The following is a 19,585-nucleotide window of genomic DNA, read 5'->3' as shown; positions in this document are numbered from 1 at the left end:
CGGCTAGTGCTTGCGGGCGTAGCCCTCCCACTTGCTGGCCTGGTGCTCGCCGTCGACGAAGCGGATGGTGCCGGACTTGGAGCGCATCACGATGGACTGGGTGAGGACCTTGTCCTTGGAGTAACGCACGCCCTTGAGCAGGTCGCCGTCGGTGATGCCGGTGGCCGCGAAGTAGCAGTTGTCGCTGGAGACCAGGTCGTTGGTGGAGAGCACCCGGTCCAGGTCGTGTCCGGCGTCAATCGCTTTCTGCTTCTCCTCGTCGCTGGTGGGCCAGAGCCGGCCCTGGATGACGCCGCCGAGGGACTTGATCGCACAGGCCGCGACGATGCCTTCCGGGGTTCCGCCGATGCCCATCAGCGCGTCGACGCCGGTGCCGGCACGGGCCGCCGCGATGGCGCCGGCAACGTCGCCGTCCATGATGAACTTCGTGCGGGCGCCGGCTTCGCGGATTTCCTCGACCAGCGGCCGGTGCCGGTCGCGGTCCAGGATCATCACGTTGAGCTGGTTGACCTTGACGCCCTTGGCCTTGGCGATGAGGTGCAGGTTCTGCTTGACCGGCAGGCGCAGGTCAACCATGTCGGCAGCTTCCGGGCCGGTGACGAGCTTCTCCATGTAGAACACGGCGGAGGGGTCGAACATGGAGCCGCGCTCGGCCACGGCCAGGACGGCCAGAGCATTGTTGATGCCGAGGGCGGTCAGCCGGGTCCCGTCGATCGGGTCGACGGCGACGTCGCACTCGGGGCCGGTGCCGTCGCCGACACGCTCGCCGTTGAACAGCATGGGGGCTTCGTCTTTTTCGCCTTCGCCGATGACCACGACGCCGTTGAAGTGGACGGTCTGCAGGAAAGAGCGCATGGCGTCGACGGCGGCACCGTCGGCCTTGTTCTTGTCGCCGAATCCGACCCAGTGGCCGCCGGCGATGGCCGCGGCCTCGGTGACGCGGACCAGTTCCAGAGCAAGGTTGCGGTCAGGCTCATCGATTCCGACGGCGAGCGACGGGGAAAGCGTGGAGTACTTCTGGGTCATGGACGCTGGTGACACGTGAACCTCTTCTTCGAGTGGCGATCGTTGAACCCGGGGCATCCGGGGTCCGGCCGCCACGGTGATCCGTCTGTAACTGATCATAGTCGCGGCGGCCGCGATCGGTCATGGAATGACCACACCGTGAACCGCCCGGCACCGGCCGGCACCCTCCCGTCGAATGTGAGATCGGCCCGGAATGGGCGACTATAGAGGGGTGAATGAATTGCAGGACACGTCGCCCAAGGCCCCCGGATCGCCGGCCGGCGGAGCAGCACCCGGCGCCGAAGGCGCCGCCGGCGGCCAGCCCGTGAAGCCCGTCATCCGCGCGGCCGCCGCCAAGCGGGCCAATGCCTCGGTGATCGGCATGATCATCGCGCTGGTCCTGAGCATCGCCGCCTTCCTGCCGGTGGTGCTGATGAACCCGTCGCCGAAGAGCGACGGCTACCATCCGGACATCAACGTCAGCGCCATCGCGAAAAACGCGGCGGGTGTGGCCGGATTCACACCGGTGGCGCCGGATACCGGCGACACATTCCGTTCGAATTACGCCCGCTGGGAGTCCGGCACAGGCAGCGGCGTGGCCACCTGGGAAGTCGGCTACCTGACGCCCAAGGACTCCTTCATCGGGCTGGTCCAGACCCGCCAGTCCAATCCGACGTGGCTGCTGCAGCAGACCAAAAGCGCCCCGGTGACCGGGACTCGGACCGCCGGCGGGCGCGACTGGCAACTGCGTGACACCGGCAAGGGCGAGAAGTCCATGGTGCTCGACTACCGCGGGACCACCGTGGTCCTGACCGGCCCCGCTCAGCTCGAGGAGTTTTCCGTGCTCGCGGCGGCCGTCGTGAAGGCGCTGGACGCCCCGGCAGCAACAGTTTCACCCTCGGCCACCCCCACGCCGTAAAGTAGGGGCCGTGGCTACTTACCTGACTCCCGCCCTCGCCTGGCGCCGGCTGCGCGAAGGCAACGAACGCTTCGTCGCCGGTGAATCCTCCCACCCCAACCAGGACGCCTCGCGGCGCTCCTCGCTGGTGGAGACCCAGAACCCCTTTGCCGTCATCTTCGGCTGTGCCGACTCCCGCCTCGCCGCCGAAATCATCTTCGACCTCGGCCTCGGGGACGCATTCGTCGTCCGGACGGCCGGCCAGGTGATCGACGACGCCGTCCTCGGCTCGATCGAATACAGCATCGGCGTCCTCGGCGTGCCCCTGATCGTGGTCCTCGGCCACGACAGCTGCGGCGCGGTCATCGCCACCAAGAACGCCGTGGAGACCGGAGAGATGCCGGCCGGGTTCATCCGCAGCCTGGTCGAACGCATCACTCCCGCCGTGCTGACCTCGATGCGCAACGACCAGCATGACGTCAACGACATGGTCGTGGAGAACGTCAAGCAAACCTCGCAGCGCCTCGTGGACAGCTCCCGGGTGATTTCCGACGCCGTCGAGGGTGGACGCGCCGCCGTGATCGGGCTGGCCTACCGCCTCGCCGAGGGCCGCGCGGATCTCGTTTCCGGCATCGGCGAGCTCCAGTAGCCCCGCTTCAGCGCCGGTTCACGGTTTTCGGTGGGACGCTTGGGCAGAATAAGCTAGCCCCATGACTTCCACAGCAGATTTGAACACTGAAGAGTTCCGCATTGAACACGACACGATGGGCGAAGTCCGCGTCCCCGTGAACGCGCTGTACCGTGCCCAGACGCAGCGTGCGGTCGAAAACTTCCCGATCTCCGGCAAGACCCTGGAGCGCGCCCACATCGAGGCCCTCGCCCGGGTCAAGAAGGCTGCCGCCCAGGCCAACGCGGAGCTGGGGGTGCTCGACGGCGAGCTGGCCCAGGCGATCGCCGACGCCGCCGACGAGGTCGCCGCCGGGAAGTACGACGGCGACTTCCCGATCGACGTGTTCCAGACCGGATCCGGAACCTCCTCGAACATGAACACCAACGAGGTCCTGGCCGAGCTCGCCTCCCGTGCGCTCAAGGCCGCCGGCAGCGAGAAGGTGGTCCACCCGAACGACCACGTCAACGCCTCGCAGTCCTCCAACGACGTTTTCCCGACCTCGGTCCACGTGGCTGCCACGTCCGCCCTGATCAACGACCTGATCCCGGCACTGGGGTACCTCGCGGAGTCGCTGGAGCGCAAGGCCGTCGAGTTCAAGGACGTCGTGAAGTCCGGCCGCACCCACCTAATGGACGCCACCCCGGTCACCCTCGGCCAGGAGTTCGGCGGCTACGCCGCGCAGGTCCGCTACGGCATCGAACGCATCAACGCCTCCCTCCCCCGCGTTGCCGAGGTTCCGCTCGGCGGCACCGCCGTCGGCACCGGCATCAACACCCCGGCCGGCTTCCCGGAGCGTGTCATCGAGCTCCTCGCCGCGGACACCGGGCTGCCGCTGACCGAGGCCCGCGACCACTTCGAGGCCCAGGCCAACCGCGACGGACTGATCGAGGCGTCCAGCCAGCTGCGCAACATCGCGATCTCCTTCATGAAGATCAACAACGACCTGCGCTGGATGGGCTCCGGCCCCAACACCGGCCTCGGCGAAATCGCGATCCCGGACCTGCAGCCCGGCTCCTCGATCATGCCCGGCAAGGTCAACCCGGTCATCTGCGAGGCGTCCATCATGGTCTGCGCCCAGGTCATCGGCAACGACACCGCCATCGCCTGGTCCGGCACCAACGGCGCCTTCGAGCTCAACGTCGGCATCCCCGTGATGGCCGCCAACCTGCTCGAATCCGTCCGCCTGCTGGCGAACACCAGCCGTGTTATGGCCGACAAGATGATTGACGGCATCACCGCCAATGTCGAGCGGGCCCGTTTCCTCGCAGAGGCCTCGCCGTCCATCGTTACGCCGCTGAACAAGTTCATCGGCTACGAGAACGCCGCCAAGATCGCCAAGAAGGCCGTCGCCGAGGGCCTGACGATCCGCGAGACCGTGGTGGCGATGGGCTTCCTCGAGCGCGGCGAGCTGACCGAAGAGCAGCTGGACACCGCCCTGGACGTCATGTCCATGACGCGGCCGCCGCACAAGGCCTAGCCCCCACCGCCTGCTCCTGCGGGCAGCGTGTCCGACGGCGGCCGGCACCTTTCCAGCGAAAGGCGCCGACCGCCGTCGTGCTTTAACCGGCGCCGGGCCGGTCAGTCCGTCGGCAGCTCAGCTGCGGAAGTGCGCCGCGCCGTCCGGTTCCCGCGCGCGCTCAATGGCCTCCAGATGGCCCGGCATCAGCTCGGGAAACTCCTCGGGCCGGAACCATCCCACGGCGAGGGATTCATCGTCGTTGACGCGCGCCTCCCCCGAGACGAAGCGGCACCGGAAGACCAGGGTCAGGAAGTGGCAGACGTCGCCGTTGGGATAAGTGGTGGGACCGACGGCATCCACCGAGACGAGCCGTTCGGCTACGGCCACCACCCCGGTTTCCTCCAGGACCTCCCGCAGCAGCCCCGGCGCCGGCTCCTCGCCCGGTTCCAGGATCCCGGTGATCAGCCCCCATTGGCCGTTGTCCGCCCGCTGGCCGAGCAGGACCCGGCCGGCGTCGTCGAAGACCACCGCCCGCGCGCCCGGAATCCACAGCGACTCGTGGCCGATCTTCTCGCGCAGTTTCAGGATGAAGTCCGGAGTGGCCATGCCGCCAGCCTAGCCCGCGGGCAGCAGCAGCATCGCAGCCGCCGTGCCCGCCAGCATAAAGGGGCCGAACGGGATGTCCGACTTCAGCGTTCCGCGCCGCGTCAGGAGCAGGGCCACGCTCCAGAGTCCGCCGAACAGGAAGGCCGCGAAGGTCCCGGCGAAGACGTGGGCCCAGCCGAGGAACCCGAGGTAAAGGCCCAGCACCCCCGCAAGCTTGACGTCCCCGAAGCCCATCCCGGGCGGGTAGACGGCGCGCAGCAGGAAGTAGAACAGCCAGAGGACCGCGGCGCCGGCCAGGACCCGGAGTCCGGGCACACCGAACAGTCCCGCGCCGCCGTCGGCCGCCGCGCCGCCAAGCAGCAGCACACCCGCGACCGCATAGGAGGGAAAGATGATCCGGTTGGGGAGCAGGTGGTGCCGGATGTCGATGACGGTCAGCCGGGCCGCCATAACGGCGAAGTACGCGCACGCCAGCAGCACCAGCCAGAAGGCCAGCGGGGCGGCTCCCCCGAGTTCGCCGAGACGATGGATCACCCTCGGATGCTACCGGTTTTTGCCGCGCCCGCGCCGCTCCCCGCCGGGTTGATGTGACTGGCGGCCCCTGCTCCCCGCCGCTAGGCTTCCCGGATGACTGAACTCGCCCGCTACTGGCCGCCCTTTGGCCTCACCCTGACCACGCCCCGCCTCACGCTCCGTCCCATCCGAGACGAAGATATCCCGGCAGCGGTGCGGGCGGCCCGGAGCGGCATCCACGAACCCGGCCGCAGCCCCTTCAGCACGCCCTGGACCGAATCCCCCGCCGAGGAGCTGGGGCCGAACATGGCGCAGTGGTACTGGCGTTGCCGCGGAACCATGTCGCCGCAGGACTGGACCCTGCTGCTGGGCATCTGGCACGACGGCGAGTTCATCGGTTGCCAGGACCTCGGGGCCAAGGACTTCGCCACCCTGAAGACGGTCAGCACCGGCTCCTGGCTCACCCAGAGCGTGCAGGGCCAGGGACTAGGCAAGGAAATGCGCGCCGCCGTCGCCCTCTACGCCTTCGACTGGCTCGACGCCGAGGTCGCCGAATCCGAGGCAGCCGCCTGGAACCAGCAATCCCTGGGCGTTTCCCGCTCGCTCGGCTACGAACTCAACGGCACCACCCGCGCCAATTGGGGCGGCCAGCTCCGGGACGCCCAACGGGTCCGCCTCACGCCCGCCACCTTCAAACGCCCCGACTGGACCCTGAAAGTCGAAGGCCACGAACCCACCGCCAAGCACCTGGGCATCGGCCTGTAGGACCCCGCGAGCGGGGCCACGGCGCCCCGCCGTCGCTTAGACACCTCCCGTCGCTGCGCCGCGGTCGCTGGGGGACCTTCGCTCCGCTCTGGTCGGCGATGCGCTCCTACGCGGCCCACCGCGTCCCCGCGAGGGTGACGGACGCACGAGCCGTGCCGCGGCCCCTTCGCGTAGTCGCGCATCGCGACGACGGCGGCCCCGGAGGTCGCCCAGCGACCGCAGCGGGTCGCCGTCGTTGTGTCTAAGCGACGGCGAAGGGGCCGAGGCCCGGCGGACCCGACCACGCCACACGGCAAAGGGGCCGAGGCCCGGCGGACCCGACCACGCCACACGGCAAAGGGGCCGAGGCCCGGCGAACGCGGCCACGCCACACGGCAAAGGGGCCGAGGCCCGGCGAACGCGGCCACGGCCCCAAACAGACGTTGCCCTAGATCTCAGCCCCCTCGAGCATGTCCGTCACCAGAGCCGCGATCGGCGAGCGCTCGGAGCGGGTCAGGGTGATGTGCCCGAAGAGCGGGTGGCCCTTGAGGGTTTCGACGACGGCGGCGACGCCGTCGTGCCGTCCCACCCGGAGGTTATCGCGCTGGGCGACGTCGTGGGTCAGCACGATCTTGGAGTTCTGGCCGATCCGGCTCATCACCGTGAGCAGCACGTTCTTCTCGAGGGACTGCGCCTCGTCCACGATCACGAAGGCGTCGTGCAGGGAGCGGCCGCGGATGTGCGTGAGCGGCATAACCTCGAGCATGCCGCGATCCATGACCTCCTCGACCACCTCCTGGCTGACCAGCGCCCCGAGGGTGTCGAAGACGGCCTGGGCCCACGGGTTCATTTTCTCGGACTCGGACCCGGGCAGGTAGCCGAGCTCCTGGCCGCCGACGGCGTACAGGGGTCGGAACACGATGACCTTGCGGTGCTCACGGCGCTCCAGGACCGCCTCGAGGCCGGCGCACAGGGCCAGGGCGGACTTCCCGGTGCCGGCGCGGCCGCCGAGGGAGACAATCCCCACGGACGGGTCCATCAGCAGGTCGATGGCCAGACGCTGTTCGGCGGAGCGGCCGTGCAGGCCGAACACGTCCCGGTCCCCCTTCACCAGGCGAACCTGCTTGTCGGCCCCGACGCGGCCCAGGGCCGAACCGCGGCTGGACAGCAGGACCAGCCCGGTGTTCACCGGCAGCTCGGCCGCGGCCGGGATGAAGACCGGCTCGTGGCCGTAGAGGGTGGCCACCTCGTCCTCGGCGGCGTCGATTTCGGCGATGCCGGTCCAGCCCGAGTCTTTGACCAGCTCGTTGCGGTACTCGTCCGCGAGCAGGCCCATGGCGGAGGCCTTGACCCGCATCGGCAGGTCCTTGGAGACCACGGTGACGTCGCGTCCCTCGTTGGCGAGGTTCTTGGCGACGGCGAGGATCCGGCTGTCGTTGTCGCCGCCGCGGAAGCCGGCCGGCAGCACCTCGGCCGAGATGTGGTTCATCTCCACCATGAGGGTGCCGCCGTCATGGCCCAGCGGGATGGGGCGGTCCAGGCCGCCGTGCTCCACCCGGAGGTCATCGAGGAGCCGCAGCGCCTTGCGGGCGAAGTAGCCCAGCTCCGGGTCGTGCCGTTTGCTTTCAAGCTCGGTGATGACCACGATCGGCAGGATGACTTCGTGCTCGGCGAACCGCAGCAGCGCGCGCGGGTCCGAGAGCAGCACGGAGGTGTCGATTACGTAGCTTCGGGCGGTTTCCTGCTCTGCTGTCCCTTCCCCGGAAACAGCAAGACCGGCCGCAGCGTCGGGATTCGCTGCGCCGGTCGTGGAAGTGGCTCGCTTGGCGCGAGAGGTAGCCTTCTTGCCCTGGTCGGAAATGACGTCGGGCAATACTTCAGAAATAGCCACATCGACTCCAGCCCCGGGCCGCCGGCCCGGAATTGTTATTGGTGAGGCGGCTCGGCCGTGAGGCCGGACGCGGCCTCCCATACATCCGGTGCGAACTTCCGCTCCATGTACTGGCCTCCCCGATCAGCCGGCGGTTTGCCCGCTGATGTGATTAACGTACGTCCGCGGCGCGACGATTGCCGGACTATTTTTCGGCGATTCTTGAAGACATCAGGTGACGCGCGGATTAACCGTTCACGCCCCGAAGCGGCGCTGCCTGCCGGCGTAGTCGCGCAGGGCGCGGAGGAAGTCCACCTTGCGGAACGCCGGCCACAGGGCCTCACAGAAATAGAACTCGCTGTAGGCGCTTTGCCACATCAGGAACCCGGACAGCCGCTGCTCCCCCGAGGTACGGATTACCAGGTCGGGATCGGGCTGGCCGCGGGTGTAGAGGAAGCGGGAGATGTCGTCCACGCTGAGTTCGTCCGCCAGCTTGCCGATGTCGGCGCCGCGGGCGACGGCGTCATGCAGCAGTTCGCGGACGGCGTCGACGATCTCCCGGCGGCCGCCGTAGCCGACGGCGACATTCACGTGGATCTTCTCGTGCGCCGGGGTGCGGGCCGTGAGTTTGTGCAGCCGCTCGGCGAGGTAGTCGGGCAGGAGCTCCGGCGCACCCATGGCGTGCACCGAGATGTCGGCGTCCTCGTCGAGGCGGTCCAGGGTGTTGGCGATGATCCCCATCAGCAGATCCAACTCCTCGCCCGAGCGGTTCATGTTGTCGGTGGAGAGCATGTACAGCGTGACGACCTTGACCCCAAGCTCCTGGCACCAGCCGAGGAATTCGTGGATCTTGTCCGCGCCCGCCTGGTGGCCCTGGCTCGTGGGGGCGTTGAACTGCCGGGCCCAGCGGCGGTTGCCGTCGACCATCACGCCGATGTGCCGGGGGATCCGCTCCGGGTCAAGGGACCGCTGGAGTTTCCGCTCGTAGAAGCCATACAGGAACCCGGGCAGTTCCATCCGGAGATTCACCTGGCTTCCTTGAGGTCTGACGGCAGTGCATTCCTAGGCTACCCGCCGCAAGGCCCCCGCCGCGCACACCGCAGGCGTCATTTTCCGGCACCCTCATTGTTACCGACGAGTAACTTACTGGGCCGTAGGTTATTATGGCGGCATGGAGAGCACCAGTCCGGAGCCCGGATCCGAGCGGTCCGCAAACGATGCACCTGGCCCCTCGGGCCGCGGCAACGGCCCGGTCGATGACGCCGCCGTCAGGATCGCCGAGCTGCTGATGATCAAGCCGAAGTGGCGGGGCTGGATCCACACCGTCACCGCGCCGCTGGCCTTTGCCGCCGGCCTGGTCCTGGTGCTCCTCGCCCCCACCGCGGATCTGAAGATCGCGTCGGCGGTGTATGCCTTCACGGGCGTCCTGCTCTTCGGCGTCAGCGCCGTCTACCACCGCGGGAACTGGTCCCCGCGCGTCAAGATCGTGCTGAAACGGCTGGACCACACCAACATCATGCTGGTCATCGCCGGCAGCTACACCCCGTTGGCCTGGGCGCTCCTGGACCGGCCCAAGGCCGTGCTGCTGCTGTGGGTGATCTGGTCCGGCGCGGTGCTGGGGGTGCTCTTCCGGCTGCTTTGGACCCACGCCCCCCGCTGGCTCTATGTGCCGATCTACATCGCCCTGGGCTGCGGCGCGCTGTTCTACCTGCCCGACTTCTTCGCCGCCAGCGTCCCGGCCGCCGTGCTTATCTGCGTCGGCGGCGCGCTGTACATCGCCGGCGCCGTCTTCTACGCCCTCAAAAAGCCGAACTTCAGCTACGAGCATTTCGGCTTCCACGAACTGTTCCACGCTTTCACGGTCTTTGCCTTCGCCGCGCACTACATCGGGATTGCGATCGCCGTCCTGGGCTGAGGCCTCCTGCCGTACACCCCGGGCCGCAGCTGCGCGGATTCTCCCCACGTTTGAAGGCCCGACGCCGGGACCCGCCGGGACTCCGCCCCGACACGCCGTCCGCCGCCGTCGAACCCGGGGAAAATCCGGCGACAGGGTCGGCCCTTAGCCCGGCCGTCCCGCGGCGATCAGTTCCGGGAGCTGGCGCATGTCGCGGAACACGGTCGTGCCGGGGCCTTCCAGCCGGCCTGCCGGGGTCACGCCGCCCGCGTAGGCAAAGACATGCATCCCCGCGGCCCGCGCCGCCTGGACGCCGTACGCGCTGTCCTCGACGACGGCGCAGCGCTCCGGGGCGGCTCCGAGCGTTCCGGCCGCGTGCAGGAACAGGTCCGGCGCGGGTTTGCCGTTGGCAACTTCGGTGGCGCTGAAGATGCGGCCGGCGAAACGGTGCAGCAGCCCCGTCCGACCCAGGGTGCGCTGCATCTTCGCGTGGCTGCCGCTGGAGGCAACGCAGTGCGGAAGCCGGAGCCGGTCCAGGGCCTCCTCGATGCCGTCGACGGCCGCGAGGTCCCGTTCGAAGGCCTCGTGGTACCACTGCTGGTAGGTCCGGTCCCAGCCGTCGGCCAGTTCGATGTCCAGCTCCCGTTCGATGGTGGCGATGAAGTTGGCCTCGCTCTTGCCGACAAAGCGCTGGACGATTTCCTCGATCTCCAGCTCCCAGCCGAGATCGGCCAGCACCCGCTGGTCTACCCGGACGGCGATCACCTCGGAATCCACCAGGACGCCGTCGCAGTCAAAAACCACCAGTTCAAAGGCGTCCGGGGCCACCGGGGAAGAAGTCATCCAGCCATGCTAGCCAGTTGTTCCCGGAGCGCCTCGACAGAACGCGCCGGCAGCTGGCAGACCATGCCGCGGCACAGGTAGGCCTGCGCTGCCCCGTCCGGCGCGGCCTCCCTGCCGCGCAGCAAGGGGACCCGGCCGTCGTCGGACTCCCCCGACGGGTCCTGCAGCGCGATCACCAGTCCCGGGCTCGGCGATTGCAGCAGTGTCCGGTGCAGCGCCGTCCGCTGCGGCGTGTCGGGCCCGACGACGGCGGCCTCCAGCGGGCCCGCCAGTGCGGCCTGCGCCGCGGCCAGCAGCCAGCCGGCCACGCGGGGAGCACGGGCGGCAAGAGGCGGCAGCAGGGACAGGATGTTCCCCGCCATGGCTCGGTGTTCCGCAGATCCGGTGAGGGCGGACGCGGTCAGCAGGACCCCGGCAAACGCGGCCGCACCGCTGGGGGTGGCGTTGTCGAACGGATCCATTCCCGCTCGGCGGCCCTGGGCGTTGAAGACCTGCGGTGATTCGCCGGCCGTGTCACGCAGCATTCCATCGGCGGCGAACCGGGAGCCGGCGGCTGCCACGAGGGCTTCGGCGAGGTCGTACCAGCGGGTCCGCCCGGTGACGGCGTAGAGCGCGAACAGGCCCTCGGCGCAGAAGGCGTAGTCCTCCAGCAGGCCGCCGATGCCGCGGGCCGTCCCGTCATGGGAGACCCGGACCAGCCTGCCCGGTTCCGCCCCCTGGCCGGGGGTCCAGTGCACCCGTTCAAGGTAGCCGGCTATCCGTTCCGCCGCGTCCACGAGTTCGGGCCGGTCCAGCACGGCGCCGGCTTCGGCCAGGGCCGCGACGGCCAGCCCGTTCCAGCCGGCCACCACCTTGTCGTCCCGGGCCGGCTGCGGCCGCGCCGCGCGGGCTCCGCGCAGCACGGGCCGCACCCGCTGCCACAACCCGGTGTCCGGACCGTCCAGGGCCCGGCCAGGATGCAGCGGCGACCCGGCCTCGGAGACGGTAGCCGTGGGGTGCACGTGCATCAGGCGCGCCACCGCGGCACCGTCCGCCGGCCCCAGCAGGGCGGCCAGTTCGGCTGGGGTCCAAAGGTAGCTGGCGCCCTCGGCATGCACCCCGTCCACCACGGTGTCCGCGTCGAGCGATGAAGCCAGCGCCGCGGGGGCCGTTCCGTCCTGCCCCTCGGTTCCGCCGAGCCCCAGCGAGGCTAGCATCCAGTCCGCGGTGCTGCCGGCGACGGCGGCGGCATCCCCGGCCGGGTACCCGGCGGTGCCGCCGAGGCGGATCCAGTGGACGTAGACCCGCAGCAGCTGGGCATTGTCGTAGAGCATTTTCTCAAAGTGCGGCACGGACCAGTCCCGCGTCACGGAGTAGCGGGCGAAGCCGCCGTCGAGCTGGTCGAAGAGGGCCGAGCGCGCCATCGCGGCGAGCGTGCGCCCGGCCAGGTCCCGGGCCGCCTCAGCCGACGCGGACGGCACTGCGGCGTGGCGGATCAGGAACTCCAGGACGGCCGACGGCGGAAACTTCGGCGCCGCGCCAAAGCCGCCCGCCGCGTCTTCTGAGCGGGCGAGGGCACGTACCGCTTCGGAGAGCAGCTCCGGGTCCAGGTCCGGCGCCGGCGCGTCCAGCCGGACGGCTGTGCCGTCCTGCGCGGCCGCGATGCCGCGTGCCAGCGCGTCGGCGTTCGCTTCGACGGCGCTGCGGCGTTCCAGCCAGGCTTCGCGGACCGCGCCGAGCACCTGGCGGAAGGACGGCCGGCCGGGCATTGGCCGGGGCGGATAGTAGGTCCCGGCGTGGAAGGCCCGGCCGTCCGGCAGCAGGAAGACGGACATCGGCCAGCCGCCCTCGCCGCTGATGGCCTGCGTGGCGGCCATGTAGACGGCGTCGACGTCCGGACGCTCTTCCCGGTCCACCTTCACGGCGACGAAGTTGGCGTTCAGGAAGTCGGCGGTGTCCTGGTCTTCGAAGGACTCGTGGGCCATGACGTGGCACCAGTGGCACGCCGCGTAGCCGATCGAGAGGAACACCGGGACATCGCGGGCCGCGGCGAAGGCGAAGGCTTCGTCGCCGAAGGGGCGCCAGTGCACGGGGTTGCCGGCGTGCTGGCGCAGGTAGGCAGAGGGTTCCCCGCCCAGGGCGTTGGACGCCCCGGGCCAGGCTTCGGAGGAGCCGCGCTCAGCGGGTCCCGGGTCCGGCGTCACCGTTGGCTTCCGGCCGGGTGTCCGCGCCGTCGGTGCCGGGCCGGTCCCCGCCGGTCCGGCCGCCGTCTCCGGGCCGGCCGGAGTCGCCGCCGGCACCGTGCTGGGCCGCCTCAAACTGCGCATACTCGTCCGCCCCCGCACGTTCTTCCTCCACCTGCGCGCGGTACCGGACCCGGCGGATCCTGCGCACCATGTCCACAATCAGCAGTGCCGTGAGCACAACAATGAACGCGGTCAGCAGGAAGCCCAGCAGGCCCGGGGTGACCTGGTCCTGGTCGAGCCCGGGGCGCAACGACGGCGACGGTGCGGGCGACGGGGATGTCGCCAGGGCGGTGAGCAAGGAATGCACGGTGGAAACCTTCTGTGGGGAGCGTCTTTTGCGGAACTTTGCCTGCCGCATTTCTACGCGGCATAGAAGTCCCTGCTGGATCTATCTTAGCCCGGCGAAGAAGTCCGTTTCGGGCACCTCGGTGGGGACCCGGGACTGGATCAGCGAGTAGTCCTCCCACGGCCAGGTCTGCCGCTGCATCTCCGGCGATACGGCGAAGAAGAAGCCTTCCGGGTCGATCTGGGTCCGGTGCGAGCGCAGGGCGTCATCGCGGGCCTCGAAGTAGTCCCCGCACTCGATCTGCGTGGTAGTGGGATGGGTGGGTGCCGGCGGGGTGTGGCCCTCCGCGTCGGCCTCCAGCCACGCGGCGAGCCGTTCGGCGTAGGGCGACTGCAGCCCGGCCTCCTCCAGGGCGTAGTGCAGGGCGCGGAAGCGTTCCGGGCTGAAGGCGCGATCGTAGTAGAGCTTGGCCGGGGCCCAGGCCTCCCCCGTGCCCGGGTACCTCGCCGGGTCGCCGGCGGCCTCGAAGGCCTCAACGGCGACGCGGTGCGCCATGATGTGATCCGGGTGGGGATAGCCGCCGTTCTCGTCATAGCTGAGGATGACCTGCGGCTTGAACTCACGGACCAGCCGGACCAGCGGCGCCGCTGCCCGCTCCAGCGGCAGCGTCGCGAAGGAACCGACCGGGAGCGGCGGGAGCGGGTCTCCCTCCGGCAGGCCCGAGTCGACGAAGCCAATCCAGCGCTGGCGGATCCCGAGAACCCTGGCCGCGTTCGCCATCTCCAACCGGCGGGCGCCGGCCATGTCCCGCTTGGGGTGCGGAGCACTCTCCATCGCCGGGTTCTGGATGTCTCCGCGGGAACCGTCGGTGCAGGTGGCCACCATCACCTCGACGCCGGAGGCGGCGTACATGGCCATCGTCGCCGCACCCTTGCTGGACTCGTCGTCGGGGTGCGCATGGACGGCTAGCAGCCTGAGCGGGGCCGGCTGACTGGGGGACGCTGTCATCGTCGGACGGCTCCTCTTTCTACTGCGGATATCTACTGCGGATTTCTAGTGCGGATTCGGTGCTGGACCGGGTGCCGGGGCGGAACATGGGTGCGGATTTTCCCCGGCCCGATCCACACTAAACTGGACTGGTGACTTCTGAGGAGCAGCCTGCCGCGCCCGCGCCGGCACCTACCAGCCTAGCCAATCGTTACGGCGGCCAAAAGCGTGCCCTGGGCGGCAAGGCAAAGCGGAACCTCCTGATCGTTGCCCTGGCCGCCGGGATCGGCGTTATGGCCTGGATCTCGACGTCGGCGGCCACCGAGTCCGTCGGTTTCAAGGACATCGGCTACAGCACCCCCGACGCCACCCTGGCCGAGATTGATTTCCAGGTCACCAAGAATCCGGGGACTGCGGCCAAGTGCGCGGTCAAGGCCCTCGACTCGAAGTTCGCCGTGGTCGGCTGGAAGGTCCTCGACGTCGGTCCCAACGCCGCCGATGCGGGCACCGACGGCGGCCGCACCACGGTGCACCGGGTGAGGTTGCACACCGAATCGCAGGCCGTGTCAGCCGTCGTGGACAACTGCTGGATCCCGGACGCCGCCAAGTAGCGCCGCCCGGCCGTTAACCCGCGGTCAAAAAGGGCGGCCGCCGTAACACGGTGTGACCTGCACCGCAGCGGTTCTTGGGTTTATCCACAGCATTGACTACAATGGATCAATACCCCTGCCCCGCTGAGCTGGTTACTGAGATCCATAAGTGGCCACCGTGGCGGGGTCTTTGCTTGTTTGACCAGCTTGTTTGACCATCAAAAGGAGAAGTCCGTGTCGACCACCAACAGCGCAACTGCAGCTTGGCTCACCCAGGAAGCTTTTGACCGCCTGAAGGCAGAGCTGGACCACCTCTCCGGCGCCGGCCGTGCAGACATCGTTCAGAAGATCGAAGCTGCCCGCCAGGAAGGCGACCTCAAGGAGAACGGCGGCTACCACGCAGCCAAGGAAGAGCAGGGCAAGATCGAGGCGCGCATCCGCCAGCTCACCGTGCTGCTGCGCGACGCGCACGTTGGTGAAGCCGCGGCCGACGACGGCATCGTTGAGGCCGGCATGATCGTGGTCGCGAAGATCGCCGGGGACGAAGAGACATTCCTGCTCGGCTCCCGCGAAATCGCCGGTGACTCCGAGCTGGACGTCTTCAGCGAGAAGTCCCCGCTGGGTTCGGCCATCGTCGGCCACAAGGAGGGCGACAAGCTCAGCTACACCGCCCCGAACGGCAAGGACATCACGGTGGAGATCATCTCCGCCAAGCCGTACGTCGGCTAGTCGCACCAGCTCCCGACGCCGGCCCTCCCCCTGCGGGAGGGCCGGCGTCGATGTTTAAGCCGGCCGGCGCTGGCTCAGCAGCAGCGCCGCCACCACTCCGCCGACGGCCCCGCCCAGGTGCGCCTGCCAGGAAACATAACCCGCCACGGTGGGCAGCACCCCGAAAAGAATCCCGCCGTAGGCCAAAAAGAGCAATACGGAGAGCAGGATTTGCCCCCAGTGGCGGTTGAAGAAGCCGCGCACCAGCAGGAACGCGAAGAGCCCGAAGACCAGCCCGGACGCGCCCACCGTGATGTTGTAGCCGCCGATCAGCCACACCACCACGCCCGATCCCAGCCAGCTCGAGGCGAGGGCGGTGGCAAAGACCCGCGCTCCGGACAGGAAAACCAGGAACCCGAAGATGATCAGCGGAAGCGTGTTCGAGAGCAGGTGGGCGAGGTTGGCGTGCAGCAGCGGAAACGTGAGGATGTCCAGCAGCCCGTCCGGAGTGCGGGGGCGCAGCCCGAAGGTTCTGTTGAGTGAGTGCAGCATCAGGGCGTTGAGGAACTCGATCGCGTAGAGCAGCAGCACGAACGAACCCACCACCTGAAGTCCCCGGCGGGCTCGGACGGCGGGGGTGTCACCGCGCCGCTCCCCCTTGGACGCGTCGAGCACCGCGACCGCCTAGTGCACCACGATCGGCTGGAAACCCTCGGCTCGGAGCGCGCCCAGGACCTGTTCGCAGTGCTCGTGGCCCTTGGTTTCGAGGTTGACCGTGATGGACACGTCGCCCATGCTGATCGAACCGCCCACCCGGGTGTGGTCCAGACCGGTGACGTTGGCATCGTTTTCGGCGATGATCCGGGCGATCGTTGCCAGCGAGCCCGGGCGGTCATCAAGCATCATCCGCACGGTCATGTAGCGGCCGGCGGCGGAGAGGCCGCGCTGGATGACCTTGAGCATCAGCATGGGGTCGATGTTGCCGCCGGAGAGGACCACGGCGGTGGTTCCGGGGTTCTCGATCTTGCCCTCCATCAGGGCGGCCACGCCCACGGCGCCGGCCGGTTCGACCACCATCTTGGCCCGCTCGAGCAGGAAGATCAGCGCGCGGGCCAGTGCGTCCTCGCTGACCGTAACGACGTCGTCCACGAGCTCGCGGATGATGCTGAACGGCAGCTGCCCCGGCCGGCCCACGGCGATGCCGTCGGCCATCGTGGAGACGCGCTTGAGCGGCACGAGCGCGTCCGCGGCCAGCGAGGGCGGGTAGGCGGCGGCGTTTTCGGCCTGCACGCCGATGATCCGGATGTTCCGGCCGAGTTCCTTGGCCCGGGCTTTGACCGCGACGGCGACGCCGGCCAGCAGCCCGCCGCCGCCGACGCCCATCAGGATGGTGTCCACGTTGGGGATCTGTTCGAGGATTTCCAGGCCGACGGTCCCCTGGCCGGCGACGACGTCGACGTCGTCGAAGGGGTGGACAAACACGGCGCCCGTTTCGTCGGCGTAGCGCTTGGCCTCGGCGAGCGCCTCATCAACGTTGTGGCCGTGCAGCACCACCTCGGCGCCGTGGCTGCGGGTCGCGGCCAGCTTGGGCAGGGCGACCCCCAGCGGCATATAGATGCGGGCCTTGATGCCGAGGGCCTTCGCCGCGACGGCGACGCCTTGGGCATGGTTGCCGGCCGACGCCGCCACGACGCCGCGCTTTTTCTCCTCGACGGAGAGCTTGGCCATCCGGACGTAAGCGCCGCGCACCTTGAAGGAACCGGCGCGCTGCAGGTTCTCGCATTTGAAGTAGACCTCGCCGCCGGCGATGCTGCCGAGGGCCCGGGAAGACTCCACCGGGGTCCGCGTAATAATCCCGTCGAGCAGCTTCTGCGCCTCCAGGACATCGTCCAGCGTGACGGGCAGGCTCTCGAGGGTATTCACGAACTAGTCTCCTTTGGGGGTTCCGGCATCGGCGCCAGGGAGGTGGACCTCCCTGAAGCTCGGGTCCTCGCCGGCGCCGGCGAGTGCAGGGGATCCCTGGGGGCTCGCGGCAGCCAGCTCATCATCATGTTCCCACGTTCTGCCCGCAATGTACCGAACGGCCGAGTTTGCTACGGCGAGGATCGGGACCGAGAACAGGGCTCCTGGGATCCCGGCGAGGTAGGAACCGGCGGCCACGGACAGGATCACGGCCACCGGGTGGAGCGAGACGGCCTTGCCCATCACCAGGGGCTGCAGGATGTGGCTTTCGAGTTGCTGGACCAGCAGCACGATGCCGAGCATCACCAGCGCATTGACCAGCCCGTTGGCCACGAGCGCCAGCAGCACGGCGATGGCGCCGGTCACGAGCGCGCCGACGACCGGGATAAACGAGCCGATGAAGACCAGTACACCGAGCGGCAGGGCCAGCGGGACGCCGATGATCGCGGCACCGACGCCGATCCCGACGGCGTCCACGAACGCGACGAACATCTGTATCCGTGCGTAGCTGACCATCGAGGTCCAGCCGCGGCGGCCGGCGCCGTCGACGGCCCGGCGGGCCTTCCGCGGCATCAGCCGGACCAGGAAGCCCCAGATCCGGTCGCCCTCGAGCAGGAAGAAGATCAGGACGAAGAGCGCCAGCAGGAGCCCGGCGGCGAAGTGCCCCGCGGTGCTGCCGAAGGTGAGCGCCCCGCTGAGGATGCTGCTGCTGTTGTTCTGCAGCGCCGCGGTGCCTTCCTTGATGTAGGTGTCGATCTGGGCTGCTGTCAGGTGCAGCGGGCCCTCGGCCAGCCAGGTCTGGACCTGCTCCACGCCGGTGAGCGCTTGGCTCCAGAGCTCGCCGAAGCCGGCGGTGAGCTGGCGGCCGACCAGGGCGAGGGCGCCCGCGATGAGCCCGATGAAGCCGAGTACGGTCAGTGCCACGGCGGCGCCGTTGGGCACCCGGCGCCGGCGAAGCCACCGCGTGATCGGGCTGAGCAGCCCGGCCAGCAGCGCGGCGACCATCACGGGGATGATGAGGAAGGTGATCTTGCTCAGCAGCCAGATGAGCGCAGCGGCGACGACCAGGATGAGTCCGATCCTCCACGCCCATGACGCCGCGATCCGCACCCCGTACGGGATGTCCTCGTCCAGTTGCCGGTCGCTGCGGGGCTGGTCGCTGCGGGGCATGGGTGCGGGCACGGTCCCGGCAGCCGTCGGTCCGGGGTCCGCGGCGGGGGCGGAGAGCCCGGGGGCGGCATACCCGGGGAGCTCGGAGTCTGATCGGGGGGTGGCGTCCTCAGCTGGCGTCATAGCCCCATAATTCCCCAGTGCGCCGCCGAAGTGAAACGGGAAGGGCAAACGCAGCTAGCCCTCGAGCGCGGCGGTGATTCCCCAGCTCATGGTGAAGGACTCCCCCGCCGGCAGCCAGGCCAGGCCGTCCCCGCTGTTGAAGGCATTGGCCGGCCCCGTCATCGGCTCGAGCGCCACAGCCCTGGTGCGGCCGGGGAAGGTGTCGGTGACAAAGACATGGACGTAGCGGCAATGCTCGTCCTGCCAGAGGCTCACGCTGCGGCCGTCTGGCGCGCGCAGCGTGCTCCGGGCCACGCCGCCGTCGAAGTCCAGGTCGGTGTAGGCGCAATCCAGCACGAGGCCGTCGATCTCTCGGCCGGACCGGAGGTCGAAGTCGCCGCCCACCGGCTCGGTGCCGCGCGGGATCAGGCGGTCGTCCGTCACCAGCCGGGTGCGGCCGCTGACCGTCACGGTAAGGTCCTCGCTCGGGACCTCTCCCAGCCGCAGGTACGGGTGGGCGCCCAGCACAAACGGGGCCGGCGACTGGGAGTCGTTGACCAGCGTCTGCCGGACCGTGAGCCCCAGGTCCCCCTCCAGTTCGTAGCGCACCCGGTGCCGGAGCAGGAAGGGGTAGCCGTGCTGCGGGAAAACGGCCGCTTCCAGGGTCACCGAGAATTCCGTTTCATCCACGAGCTCGTAGGACGCGTTGCGCAGCAGCCCGTGGCTGGCGTTATTGCGGGACACCTCGGTGATGTCCAGCTGCTGTTTCTTCCCGTCGAGGTACCAGAGTCCGTCCTCGACGCGGTTCGCCCACGGTGCCAGGGTGATTCCGGCGGCCCCCGGGGAAATCTGGTCGTCCCCGTAGCTCTCCGTCAGCTGGACCCCGGCACGGCTGTACAGCCGCAGTCCGGCTGCCAGTTCGGTCACGATGGCCAGGGCGTCGCCCCGGCGCAGCTCGTACTGCCGGCCGCTCGCGTAGCGGCGGGCGGAGGCGTCGGAAGGGGATTCGGGGGAAGCGCTGCGGTCCATGGGCACCACGGTACCGAACCGGGT

20 protein-coding genes are annotated in these 19,585 nt (G+C 69.1%); 7 read left to right on the top strand and 13 right to left on the bottom strand.

The genetic code is table 11. From position 1 onward, the window contains the following. Window positions 1-3 precede the first annotated feature (3 nt). On the bottom strand, window positions 4-1,026 hold the full coding sequence (gene glpX / locus FFF93_RS04560; RefSeq protein WP_186372267.1) for a class II fructose-bisphosphatase: 1,023 nt from the start codon (window positions 1,024-1,026) through the stop codon (window positions 4-6). A 211-nt stretch (window positions 1,027-1,237) separates the two neighbouring features. On the opposite strand from glpX, the gene FFF93_RS04555 reads away from it, so the two are divergent. From FFF93_RS04555 to FFF93_RS04545, 3 genes are all read left to right on the top strand, one after another. Continuing rightward, window positions 1,238-1,924, top strand: a complete 687-nt coding sequence (locus tag FFF93_RS04555; RefSeq protein WP_395858418.1) for a DUF4245 domain-containing protein — start codon at window positions 1,238-1,240, stop codon at window positions 1,922-1,924. A 10-nt stretch (window positions 1,925-1,934) separates the two neighbouring features. Beyond that, on the top strand, window positions 1,935-2,552 hold the full coding sequence (locus tag FFF93_RS04550) for a carbonic anhydrase (RefSeq protein WP_138769974.1): 618 nt from the start codon (window positions 1,935-1,937) through the stop codon (window positions 2,550-2,552). A 61-nt stretch (window positions 2,553-2,613) separates the two neighbouring features. Continuing rightward, window positions 2,614-4,050, top strand: a complete 1,437-nt coding sequence (locus FFF93_RS04545; RefSeq protein WP_138769975.1) for a class II fumarate hydratase — start codon at window positions 2,614-2,616, stop codon at window positions 4,048-4,050. Between the two features lie 117 nt (window positions 4,051-4,167). On the opposite strand, the gene FFF93_RS04540 is transcribed toward FFF93_RS04545, so the two are convergent. Then, window positions 4,168-4,638, bottom strand: coding sequence for an NUDIX domain-containing protein (locus FFF93_RS04540; protein WP_138769976.1), 471 nt, complete (start codon window positions 4,636-4,638; stop codon window positions 4,168-4,170). 9 nt (window positions 4,639-4,647) lie between these two features. After that, window positions 4,648-5,172, bottom strand: a complete 525-nt coding sequence (locus FFF93_RS04535) for an A24 family peptidase (protein ID WP_138769977.1) — start codon at window positions 5,170-5,172, stop codon at window positions 4,648-4,650. A gap of 93 nt (window positions 5,173-5,265) precedes the next feature. Here FFF93_RS04535 and FFF93_RS04530 point away from each other — a divergent pair, with 93 nt between their 5' ends. Next, on the top strand, window positions 5,266-5,916 hold the full coding sequence (locus tag FFF93_RS04530; RefSeq protein WP_138769978.1) for a GNAT family N-acetyltransferase: 651 nt from the start codon (window positions 5,266-5,268) through the stop codon (window positions 5,914-5,916). A gap of 427 nt (window positions 5,917-6,343) precedes the next feature. Here FFF93_RS04530 and FFF93_RS04525 read toward each other — a convergent pair whose 3' ends face one another. Both FFF93_RS04525 and FFF93_RS04520 read right to left on the bottom strand, forming a co-directional pair. Then, window positions 6,344-7,786, bottom strand: coding sequence for a PhoH family protein (locus tag FFF93_RS04525; RefSeq protein WP_138769979.1), 1,443 nt, complete (start codon window positions 7,784-7,786; stop codon window positions 6,344-6,346). 234 nt (window positions 7,787-8,020) lie between these two features. Further along, the gene (locus FFF93_RS04520; RefSeq protein ID WP_138770542.1) at window positions 8,021-8,782 is read right to left on the bottom strand and encodes an isoprenyl transferase; all 762 of its coding nucleotides are present in this window, start codon (window positions 8,780-8,782) and stop codon (window positions 8,021-8,023) included. Between the two features lie 154 nt (window positions 8,783-8,936). On the opposite strand from FFF93_RS04520, the gene FFF93_RS04515 reads away from it, so the two are divergent. Beyond that, window positions 8,937-9,680 carry a hemolysin III family protein gene (locus tag FFF93_RS04515; RefSeq protein WP_186372228.1) on the top strand — a complete coding sequence of 248 codons (744 nt, stop codon included), beginning with the start codon at window positions 8,937-8,939 and terminating at the stop codon, window positions 9,678-9,680. 144 nt (window positions 9,681-9,824) lie between these two features. Here FFF93_RS04515 and FFF93_RS04510 read toward each other — a convergent pair whose 3' ends face one another. The 4 genes from FFF93_RS04510 to mca all read right to left on the bottom strand — a co-directional run bounded on the left by FFF93_RS04510 (window position 9,825) and on the right by mca (window position 14,021). Next, a complete protein-coding gene (locus tag FFF93_RS04510; protein ID WP_138769980.1) occupies window positions 9,825-10,502 on the bottom strand; it encodes an HAD family phosphatase in 678 nt (225 codons plus the stop codon). Further along, window positions 10,499-12,685 carry a thioredoxin domain-containing protein gene (locus FFF93_RS04505; protein ID WP_261375293.1) on the bottom strand — a complete coding sequence of 729 codons (2,187 nt, stop codon included), beginning with the start codon at window positions 12,683-12,685 and terminating at the stop codon, window positions 10,499-10,501. Before FFF93_RS04505 ends, FFF93_RS04510 begins: the two co-directional genes overlap by 4 nt. Then, a complete protein-coding gene (locus tag FFF93_RS17075) occupies window positions 12,660-13,034 on the bottom strand; it encodes a hypothetical protein (RefSeq protein ID WP_261375291.1) in 375 nt (124 codons plus the stop codon). The genes FFF93_RS04505 and FFF93_RS17075 overlap by 26 nt, the downstream gene beginning before the upstream one ends. A gap of 81 nt (window positions 13,035-13,115) precedes the next feature. Further along, window positions 13,116-14,021, bottom strand: coding sequence for a mycothiol conjugate amidase Mca (mca, locus tag FFF93_RS04495; protein ID WP_138769982.1), 906 nt, complete (start codon window positions 14,019-14,021; stop codon window positions 13,116-13,118). A 131-nt stretch (window positions 14,022-14,152) separates the two neighbouring features. On the opposite strand from mca, the gene FFF93_RS04490 reads away from it, so the two are divergent. Next, entirely contained in the window at window positions 14,153-14,611 is a 459-nt protein-coding gene (locus FFF93_RS04490; protein WP_138769983.1) for a DUF4307 domain-containing protein, read from the top strand. A gap of 213 nt (window positions 14,612-14,824) precedes the next feature. Further along, window positions 14,825-15,319: a transcription elongation factor GreA gene (greA, locus tag FFF93_RS04485; RefSeq protein ID WP_138769984.1), complete on the top strand. Its 495-nt coding sequence runs from the start codon at window positions 14,825-14,827 to the stop codon at window positions 15,317-15,319. Window positions 15,320-15,373: 54 nt separating this feature from the next. Here greA and FFF93_RS04480 read toward each other — a convergent pair whose 3' ends face one another. Genes FFF93_RS04480 through FFF93_RS04465 form a run of 4 tightly spaced genes read right to left on the bottom strand, consistent with a single transcriptional unit; the run spans window position 15,374 to window position 19,561 of the window. Then, on the bottom strand, window positions 15,374-15,973 hold the full coding sequence (locus tag FFF93_RS04480; protein ID WP_138769985.1) for a rhomboid family intramembrane serine protease: 600 nt from the start codon (window positions 15,971-15,973) through the stop codon (window positions 15,374-15,376). A 9-nt stretch (window positions 15,974-15,982) separates the two neighbouring features. Then, a complete protein-coding gene (ilvA, locus tag FFF93_RS04475; protein ID WP_138769986.1) occupies window positions 15,983-17,221 on the bottom strand; it encodes a threonine ammonia-lyase in 1,239 nt (412 codons plus the stop codon). A gap of 3 nt (window positions 17,222-17,224) precedes the next feature. Beyond that, a complete protein-coding gene (locus FFF93_RS04470; protein WP_186372227.1) occupies window positions 17,225-18,553 on the bottom strand; it encodes an AI-2E family transporter in 1,329 nt (442 codons plus the stop codon). A 54-nt stretch (window positions 18,554-18,607) separates the two neighbouring features. Then, the gene (locus tag FFF93_RS04465) at window positions 18,608-19,561 is read right to left on the bottom strand and encodes an aldose 1-epimerase family protein (RefSeq protein WP_138769987.1); all 954 of its coding nucleotides are present in this window, start codon (window positions 19,559-19,561) and stop codon (window positions 18,608-18,610) included. Window positions 19,562-19,585 lie beyond the last annotated feature (24 nt).

It is taken from the genome of Arthrobacter sp. KBS0702, from assembly GCF_005937985.2.
Taxonomy (GTDB): domain Bacteria; phylum Actinomycetota; class Actinomycetes; order Actinomycetales; family Micrococcaceae; genus Arthrobacter.
The sequence above is the reverse complement of the archived record's forward strand: the minus strand, read 5'-3'. Positions and strand labels throughout refer to the sequence as shown.